Origin of the sequence: Herbaspirillum robiniae, from assembly GCF_002213415.1 — a bacterium.
Classification (GTDB): Bacteria; Pseudomonadota; Gammaproteobacteria; order Burkholderiales; family Burkholderiaceae_D; genus Herbaspirillum; species Herbaspirillum robiniae.
In genome coordinates this window covers 1-8,106 of sequence record NZ_NJGU01000012.1, presented here as the reverse complement: position 1 = coordinate 8,106, position 8,106 = coordinate 1, and the positions used below count along the sequence as shown (strand labels likewise).

9 protein-coding genes are annotated in these 8,106 nt (G+C 66.3%); 4 read left to right on the top strand and 5 right to left on the bottom strand.

The window, feature by feature from the left end; genetic code table 11:
- Both CEJ42_RS20500 and ligK read left to right on the top strand, forming a co-directional pair.
- A partial coding sequence (locus CEJ42_RS20500) for an amidohydrolase family protein (RefSeq protein ID WP_129587796.1) occupies positions 1 to 467 on the top strand: 467 nt, incomplete at its 5' end.
- Between the two features lie 14 nt (positions 468 to 481).
- Positions 482 to 1,165 carry a 4-carboxy-4-hydroxy-2-oxoadipate aldolase/oxaloacetate decarboxylase gene (gene ligK, locus CEJ42_RS20495; protein ID WP_420840790.1) on the top strand — a complete coding sequence of 228 codons (684 nt, stop codon included), beginning with the start codon at positions 482 to 484 and terminating at the stop codon, positions 1,163 to 1,165.
- A gap of 90 nt (positions 1,166 to 1,255) precedes the next feature.
- Here ligK and CEJ42_RS20490 read toward each other — a convergent pair whose 3' ends face one another.
- From CEJ42_RS20490 to CEJ42_RS20470, 5 genes are all read right to left on the bottom strand, one after another.
- Positions 1,256 to 1,555: a cupin domain-containing protein gene (locus tag CEJ42_RS20490; protein WP_079215906.1), complete on the bottom strand. Its 300-nt coding sequence runs from the start codon at positions 1,553 to 1,555 to the stop codon at positions 1,256 to 1,258.
- Positions 1,556 to 1,662: 107 nt separating this feature from the next.
- A complete protein-coding gene (locus CEJ42_RS20485; protein WP_088752359.1) occupies positions 1,663 to 2,499 on the bottom strand; it encodes an isocitrate lyase/PEP mutase family protein in 837 nt (278 codons plus the stop codon).
- A 55-nt stretch (positions 2,500 to 2,554) separates the two neighbouring features.
- Entirely contained in the window at positions 2,555 to 3,883 is a 1,329-nt protein-coding gene (locus CEJ42_RS20480) for an MFS transporter (RefSeq protein WP_079215904.1), read from the bottom strand.
- A gap of 377 nt (positions 3,884 to 4,260) precedes the next feature.
- Positions 4,261 to 4,947: a GntR family transcriptional regulator gene (locus CEJ42_RS20475; protein WP_088752358.1), complete on the bottom strand. Its 687-nt coding sequence runs from the start codon at positions 4,945 to 4,947 to the stop codon at positions 4,261 to 4,263.
- A gap of 97 nt (positions 4,948 to 5,044) precedes the next feature.
- The gene (locus CEJ42_RS20470) at positions 5,045 to 6,403 is read right to left on the bottom strand and encodes a C4-dicarboxylate transporter DctA (protein WP_243397912.1); all 1,359 of its coding nucleotides are present in this window, start codon (positions 6,401 to 6,403) and stop codon (positions 5,045 to 5,047) included.
- Positions 6,404 to 6,560: 157 nt separating this feature from the next.
- Here CEJ42_RS20470 and CEJ42_RS20465 point away from each other — a divergent pair, with 157 nt between their 5' ends.
- A complete protein-coding gene (locus tag CEJ42_RS20465) occupies positions 6,561 to 7,814 on the top strand; it encodes an allantoate amidohydrolase (protein WP_088752357.1) in 1,254 nt (417 codons plus the stop codon).
- A 50-nt stretch (positions 7,815 to 7,864) separates the two neighbouring features.
- The coding region (locus CEJ42_RS20460) for an aromatic amino acid lyase (protein WP_165774480.1) at positions 7,865 to 8,106 on the top strand (242 nt) is incomplete at its 3' end.

Below are 8,106 nucleotides of genomic sequence, written 5' to 3'. Positions count from 1 at the left end.
TCCACACCACCGGGTCGCACTACCTGAACGCCGACACCACGGCCTTCATGCAATGCCTGACCAGCGACCTGTTCAAGGATTTCCCGACGCTGAAGTTCCTGATCCCGCACGGCGGCGGCGCGGTGCCGTACCACTGGGGACGTTTCCGCGGCCTGGCGCAGGAGATGAAGAAGCCGCTGCTGAAGGATCACCTGCTCAACAACATCTTCTTCGACACCTGCGTGTACCACCAGCCGGGCATCGACCTGCTGACCAAGGTGATCCCGGTGGACAACGTGCTGTTCGCCTCCGAGATGATCGGCGCGGTGCGCGGCATCGATCCGGAGACCGGGCACTACTACGACGACACCAAGCGCTACATCGAGGCGGCCGCCCTGAGCCCCGAAGAGCGCCACCAGATTTACGAAGGCAACGCCCGCCGCGTGTATCCGCGCCTGGACGCCGCCCTGAACGCGAAAGGACTGTGAGCATGAGCACACCGATGAACCAGCTTGGCATCGTCAAGCGCAATATCGCGCGCGCCGACAAGGCGGCCGTCGAGAAGCTGTCGCGCTACGGCGTGGCCACCATTCACGAGGCGATGGGCCGCGTGGGCCTGATGAAGACCAACATGCGTCCAGCCTGGAACGGCGCAGCCCTGTGCGGCACCGCCGTGACCGTGCTGCTGCAGCCGGGCGACAACTGGATGCTGCACGTCGCGGCCGAGCAGGTCAGGCCGGGCGATGTGGTGGTGGCCGGCTGCACCACCGACAACGAGGACGGCTTCTTCGGCGACCTGCTGGCCACGTCCTACCGCGCGCAGGGCGCGGCCGGGCTGGTGATCGACGGCGGCGTGCGCGACGTCAAGGAGCTGGAGGCGATGGGCTTCCCGGTGTTCTCGCGCGCCATCAGCGCCAAGGGCACCGTCAAGGCGACGCTGGGCTCGGTCAACATCCCGGTGGTGTGCGCCGGCGCGATGGTCAATCCGGGCGACGTCGTCGTCGCCGACGCCGATGGCGTGGTGGTGGTGCCGGCGGCGATCGCGCAGCAGGTGGCCGACGCTGCCGAGGCGCGCGAGAACAACGAGGCCGACAAGCGCGCCAGGCTGGCCGACGGTGTGCTCGGGCTGGACATGTACAAGATGCGGGAGCCGCTGGCGGCGGCCGGGCTCAGGTATATCGACTGAAGCAGGGGCGGGCCCTGAGCGGCGCAGCGGCGACGCAGGGATGAAGAAAAGGCGGCCGTCATGGCCGCCTTTTGCATTGATTCGTCCGATTCAGGACTTGCGCGCAACCCAGTAGGTCGCGCCCTGGTCGCCGTAGCGTTCCGCATGCGGCGTGCCCGGCAGCAGGTGGAAACGGTCGCCCGGCAGCAGGCGCTGTTCCGCTTGTCCCTGCACGCAGAGGAACATTTCGCCCGCCGTCACGATGGCGTTGGCTTCGAAGGGATGGGTGTGGATGTCGATGATTTCGCCCTGTTTCCAATGGCGTTCGACGACTTCGTCATAGCCTTGCGCGAGCATGGTCTGGCGGAATTCCTCGAAGTTCAGGGCGGGCTGTACGGCTGGCTGGTTCATGATGGTTCCTGCAAAGTTTTGGCGGATGTTGTTGTCTTGGAGACGGCGCATGACGCCGCCTCCGGAGCACTATAACGCTTCGCCCAACGCCTTGCAGGAAGCGCGTTTCAGCGATAGCGCTCCAGTCCCAGCACCGCTTCATACTGGCCGATGGCCAGCGTGCCGGTAGGGGCGTCGAAGGCGCTGCCGGTGTCGCGGATGTGCTGCGCCAGGCGCTGCATCATGTACGTATAGGCCAGCGTGGCCGAGATCGGGAAACTCAGCAGGCGAAACCCCAGCTTGTCGAACTGCGCGGCCGTCAGCGGCGGCGTCTTGCCGTCCACCGCGTTGAACATCAGCGGGGCGTCGATGGATGACAGCGCGCGCCGCATCTCCTCTTCCGATTGCAGCATCTCCAGCAGCACCAGGTCGGCGCCGGCGGCGGCATAGGCCTGGCCGCGCGCGATGGCTTCGTCCAGGCCCAGCGGGATGCGCGCATCCGAGCGGCCGATGATGAGGAAGTCGCGGCTCTTGCGGGTGGCCACGGCCACGCGGATCTTCTCGGCGTGCTCGTCCTTGTCCACCAGGGCCAGGCCCTTCATGGCGCCGCATTTCTTGGGCGTGACCTGGTCCTCCAGGTGGATCGCCTGCACGCCGGCGGCTTCATAGTCGGCCACCGTGCGCGCCACGTTGTTGAGGTTGCCGTAGCCGGTGTCGGCGTCGGCGATCACCGGCACCTCGACTGCGGCGGCGAAGGCGCGGCCGCGCTCGACCATCTCGCTCATGCCGAGCAGGCCGATGTCGGGCGCGCCCAGCAGGCTGGCCGAGAGGCCGTTGCCGGTCATGTACACCGCCTCGAAGCCGGCCTGTTCGTAGATGCGCGCGCCCAGCGCGTCATGGCAGCCGGGCGCCACCACGATGCCGGGCTGGCGCAGGCGCTGGGCCAGGGAGGTCTTGTCGCTCATGTGTTGTCCTGAAATGAAAAGGCGCCGGCTCTCGCGCCGGCGCCGTGGGGAAGCCTCAGCCGTCGGCGCGGTCGTTGCGCATCTTCAGCGTCAGGCACAGGAAGAAGCCGATGATCGGGCTCATTGCCAGCACCAGCAGCGCGGTCGAGAAGCTGTTGGTGGTTTCGCGGATCCAGCCGACCAGGTAGGGGCCGACGAAGCCGCCGATCTGGGCGAAGCCGTTGATCATGGCGATGCCGCCGGCTGCGGCCGCGCCGGCCAGGAACTGCGTGGGCAGCGTCCAGAACACGCCCAGCGTGGCCCACAGGCCCATGGCGGCGATGCAGATCAGCACCAGGCTCAGCAGCGGCGAGCTCGAGAGCGCGCTGGCGGCCAGGAACACGCCGCCGCACAGGCCGGCGCAGGCGGTATGCAGCTTGCGCTCGCCGGTGCGGTCCGAGCTGCGCGCCACCAGCACCAGGCCGACGGCGGCGCAGATGAAGGGAATGGCGGCGACGATGCCGGTCTGGAAGTTATTTAGACCGCCCAGGCTCTTGACGATCTGCGGCAGCCACAGCACCACGCCGTAGATGGCCACGGCGTTGAACATGTAGATCAGCGTCAGGATCCACATGCGCGGATCGCGGAAGATGAAGCTGAAGTCATGCTGGGCATGCGCGGCGTTGCCTTCCTGTTCGGCCGCCAGCGTGGTGGTCAGCCAGCGGCGCTCCTCGGCGTCCAGCCACTTGCCTTGCTCCGGGCGGTCCACCAGGTAGAACAGCGTGACCACGCCCATGACGATGGCCGGCAGGCCCTCCAGGATGAACATCCACTGCCAGCCGGAGAGTCCGTTCCAGCCGTGGGTCGAGCTGAGCAGCCAGCCCGACAGCGGCGCGCCCACCACCGACGACAGCACGGTGGCCAGCATGAAGCCGGCCACGGCCTTGCCGCGCTCCTTCTTCGGGAACCAGTAGGTCATGTAGAGCAGCACGCCGGGCGCGAAGCCGGCCTCGGCCAGGCCCAGCAAAAAGCGCAGCGCATAAAAGCTCCACGCGCCCTGGATCGCCGCCATGGCGCAGCCGACGATGCCCCAGGTGATCATGATGCGGGCGATCCAGATGCGCGGGCCGACCTTGTGCAGGATCATGTTGCTGGGGATCTCGAAGGCGATGTAGCCGAGGAAGAAGATCCCCGCGCCCAGGCCGTAGACCTTGGCCGACAGGCCCAGGTCGGCGTTCATCGTGAGCGCCGCGAAGCCGACGTTGACGCGGTCCAGGTAGTTGATCATGAAGAGGAAGAAGCAGTACCAGACGATCTTGCGGTGCAGCTTCCCGATGACGCGCCGGCCGATCCCGGACGCGTCCTCATCCGGCCGCGCGACGGCGGCCGTATTGGCGTAGGACATCTTGTCTCCTTGTTTTGATGGTTGTCAGGCAGACATGTCGCAAGGGCATTTCCGCCTGCGTCCGGGCGGTTTTTTATGTGCTCCGGGCCTGGCGATTATACGAGGATCGCCTCAAAGGTCAAAAGGTCTTACCAATCGAGAGGGCGAACTAAGCGGCGCCGGGCCCGATGCTGTCCAGGCAGCATTTCTCCCTTCGAACCGGGCCGCAGCGCAGGCGGCGTACCCAAGACAGGCTGTCGTCGGCGCGCCTTCGATACGACGCCGTGCGGCTATGCAGTCGGTCCGAACAGGTTTCTGTTTGCCCATAAAAAATGCCGTTCAGTGTTCACTGAACGGCATCATGGCGCCCGCCGGCTTGCGTCGACGGCGCTGCCGGCCTAGAGCAGCAGCTCGCGCGCGAGATCCTTGCGCGGACCGGCCGGCGGTTCGAAGGCCAGCGCCTGTTCCACGTGCACCAGGTGATGCTCCATCAGTTGCACGGCGCGCTCGACGTCGCCGGCGCGGGCGGCGGCGATGAAGGCATTGTGCTCCTCGGTGGAGCAGGCGGCGTCGCGGGTGGACTGGTACAGCATGGTGATGAGGGCGCTGCGTCCGGCCAGCTGCTCGAGGATGTCGGTCAGCACATCGTTGCCGACGATGCGCGCCAGCAGGATGTGGAAGTCCGCCAGCAGCTTGGCCCGCACCCGCAGGTCGTGATCCTTGACGGCCTGGTCTTCGGCCTTGAGGTGGGCTTCCAGCCGCCGGTAGTCCTCCTCGGTGGCGCGCGCCACGAATTCCCTGACCATCGCCACCTCCAGCGTGCGGCGCACGAAGAAGATGTTGCGCGTTTCTTCCACCGTGGGCTTGCTGACGAAGGCGCCCTTGTCGGGCACCAGGTCGACCAGCTTGTCCTTGGCCAGCATCACCAGCGCCGAGCGGATCTTGGTGCGGCTGACCTTGTAGACCCGGGCCAGCGCCTCTTCGGGCAGCTTGGCGCCGGGCGGCAGGCGCTGTTCGGCGATGTTGGCGGCGATGTCGCGCGCGATGGCCTCGGAACTGTCGGGGGCGGGCACTGGCTCGGTCATGGAAATGGATGGGCGGTTGATCGTGGCGCCAGGCTGGCGCTGGCAGCAATTGTAACCACTGGCGCGCGCGCCATCCATTTCCGCTCCCATATATCGCTTATCCCCGCGCCTGGCCGCCCATCGAGGCCATGACGCCGATGGCGCCCGGCGCATCATCCTTGACGGCGTCGGCCTCGGCATCATGCAGCGGCGCCAGCAGCTCGCCGTTGAGCACGGCGCGGGCGCGCGCCTTGTCGATGTCCTTTTCCCAGCTGGCGATGACCACCGTGGCCACGCAATTGCCCAGCAGGTTGCCCAGGGCGCGGGCGATGCCGATGAACCAGTCGATCGACAGCACCAGCACCAGGCCCACCACGGGGATGGCCGGGATGGTGGTCAGCGTCGCGGCCAGGATCACGATGGCCGAACCCGGCACGCCGTGCGCGCCCTTGGAGGTGACCAGCGCGATGGCCAGGATGGCCGCCAGGTCGCCCATGGACAGGTGCGTGTTGGTGGCCTGCGCGATGAACAGCGCCGCCATGGTCAGGTAGATCGAGAAGGCGTCCAGGTTGAACGAGTAGCCGGTCGGGATCACCAGGCCCACGGTGGACTTCTTGATGCCCATGTGTTCCAGCTTCTTCATGATCTGCGGCAGCACGCTGTCCGAGGACGTGGTGGCCAGCACCACCACCAGCTCTTCGCGCAGGTAGCGGATCAGCTTGAAGATGCTCAGTCCCGAGCAGCGCAGGATGCCGCCCAGCACCACCAGCACGAAGAAGATCACCGCGCCGTAGAACAGCAGCACCAGGAGGCCCAGCTGCTTGAGCGAACCCACGCCGTACTTGCCGACGGTGAAGGCGATGGCGCCCAGCACGCCCAGGGGCGCCAGGCGGATGAAGAAGGACATGCACTTGAAGAAGGCATCCGACAGCGACGAGATCAGGTCCACCACCGGCGCGCCCTTGTCGCCGATCAGCAGCAGCGCGCAGCCGAAGGTCACCGAGATCAGCAGCACCTGCAGCACGTCGCCCGAGGTGAAGGCGCTCACCGCGGTGGCCGGGATCAGCTTCATGATGAATTCGGCGAAGCCGGTTTCCTTGACCTTGCCGGCGTTGGCCATGTAGCCGGACAGGCTGCTGGCGTCGAGGTGGCCGGGGTCGATGTTCATGCCCGCGCCGGGCTGGAACACCACCGCCAGCACCAGCCCCAGCAGCAGGGCGATGGTGGTGACCGCTTCGAAGTAGATGATGGCCTTCACGCCCACGCTGCCGACCTTCTTCAGGTCGCGCGCGCCGCAGATGCCCTGCACCACGACGCAGAACACGATGACCGGGATGATCATCTTGATCAGCTTGATGAAGCCGTCGCCCAGGGGTTTGAGGCTCTGGCCGAACTCCGGCCACAGCAGGCCGATGACGATGCCGCCGATGAGGGCAAGTACCACCTGCCCGAACAAGGACTTGAATAGTTTGCTCACCACTGTCTCCTGATGTTGTTTTTTCTGAAGGTTTGTCGCAGCCGGGAAATTTTTTTCTTATGGGCTGGAACGAGATCACTATATTGCATACAATTTTTGAATACAATAAAAATATACAAAGTCGATTCATTCCAGCGATCTACCCGAGGAGACAGCGATGAAAGATGTTCCAGAGCAATACCGCCAGTGCGGGCGGCAGGCCATGCAATGGCTGGACCAGTTGGCGCGCCACAGCGAAGCGCCCGGCATGCTCACGCGCACTTACCTGACGCCGGTGCACCGCGCCGCCGCCGAACAACTGACGGACTGGATGCTGCAGGCCGGCATGACGGTGCGGCGCGACCATGCCGGCAACGTCATCGGCCGCTACGAGGCGGCGGCGGGGAGCGAAGACGCGCCGGCGATCGTCACCGGCTCGCACTTCGACAGCGTGCGCAACGCCGGCAAGTACGACGGCAATCTCGGCATCCTGTTGCCGTTGGCCTGCATCGCCGAATGGAACCGGCAGGGACGGCGCTTTGCCTTCCCGCTCGAGGTGATCGGCTTTTCGGAAGAAGAGGGCGTGCGCTTCAAGGCCACGCTGCTGGGCAGCCGCGCCATTGCCGGCACCTTCGACCAGGGCGTGTTGGGCAATGTGGACAGCGAGGGCGTGAGCATGCGCGAAGCCATGCAGGCGGCCGGCTTCGACGCCGGGCGCATCGCCGAGGCGGCCTGGCCGCGCTCGGCGGTGGCGGCTTTCGTCGAGGTGCATATCGAGCAGGGGCCCTTGCTGCTCAATGAAGACCTGCCGGTCGGCGTGGTCACCGCGATCTCCGGCGCCACCCGCTTCATGGCCGAGGTTCGGGGCCTGGCCGGCCACGCCGGCACCGTGCCCATGCACATGCGGCGCGATGCGGCGATGGCGGCGGCCGAGATCGGCCTGTTCATCGAGCGCCGCTGCAGCGTCAAACCGGGGCTGGTGGGCACCATGGGCATCCTGGACGTGGCCAACGGCGCGGCCAACGTGGTGCCGGGCAATGCCGCTTTTTCCATCGACATCCGCGCCGAGCAGGACGGCGACCGCCTGTCGGCGGTGTCCGATGTGGTGGCCGAGATCGAGCGCATCGCCGCGCGTCGCCAGGTCGAGATCGCGCTGCGCAAGACCCATGAGGCATCCAGCGTGCCCTGTGCGCCGCGCCTGCAGGACGGGCTGGCGCAGGCGATCGGCGCGGCCGGCTGGCCGGTGCGCCATCTTCCCTCCGGCGCCGGCCACGATGCGATGGCGATCGCGGCCATCGCCGACGTCGCCATGCTGTTCGTACGTTGCGGCAACGGCGGCATCAGCCATCACCCGGACGAGACCATGACGGAGTTCGACGCCGCCGTCGCCGCCCAAGTCTTCAGCAGTTTCGTCGACCGCTACCAGCCCTGATCAAGGGCGCTGGTCATCACCACAAGAACACACTCAGCAAAGGAACAAGGATGCAAACCATCACCATCGACGGCTTCACTCTCACCGCGCAGCAGGTAGTCAACGTGGCGCGCGCGCCGCAGTTCAGGGTCGCGCTGGCGGACTCCTCGCGCGCGGCCCTGAAGCAAAGCCGCGACTACATCGAAAGCACCTGGATGCACGACGAGGCGCCGATGATGTACAGCTTCAACACCGGCGTGGGCTTGCTGAAGGACACCCGCATCAAGGTCGAGCACATCGAGCTGTTCCAGAC

Coding starts and splice junctions, on each gene's coding strand:
- ligK (WP_420840790.1), top strand. CDS start 482: ATGAACCAGCTTGGCATCGTCAAGCGCAATATCGCGCGCGCCGACAAG.
- CEJ42_RS20490 (WP_079215906.1), bottom strand. CDS start 1,555: ATGAACCAGCCAGCCGTACAGCCCGCCCTGAACTTCGAGGAATTCCGC.
- CEJ42_RS20485 (WP_088752359.1), bottom strand. CDS start 2,499: ATGAGCGACAAGACCTCCCTGGCCCAGCGCCTGCGCCAGCCCGGCATC.
- CEJ42_RS20480 (WP_079215904.1), bottom strand. CDS start 3,883: ATGTCCTACGCCAATACGGCCGCCGTCGCGCGGCCGGATGAGGACGCG.
- CEJ42_RS20475 (WP_088752358.1), bottom strand. CDS start 4,947: ATGACCGAGCCAGTGCCCGCCCCCGACAGTTCCGAGGCCATCGCGCGC.
- CEJ42_RS20465 (WP_088752357.1), top strand. CDS start 6,561: ATGAAAGATGTTCCAGAGCAATACCGCCAGTGCGGGCGGCAGGCCATG.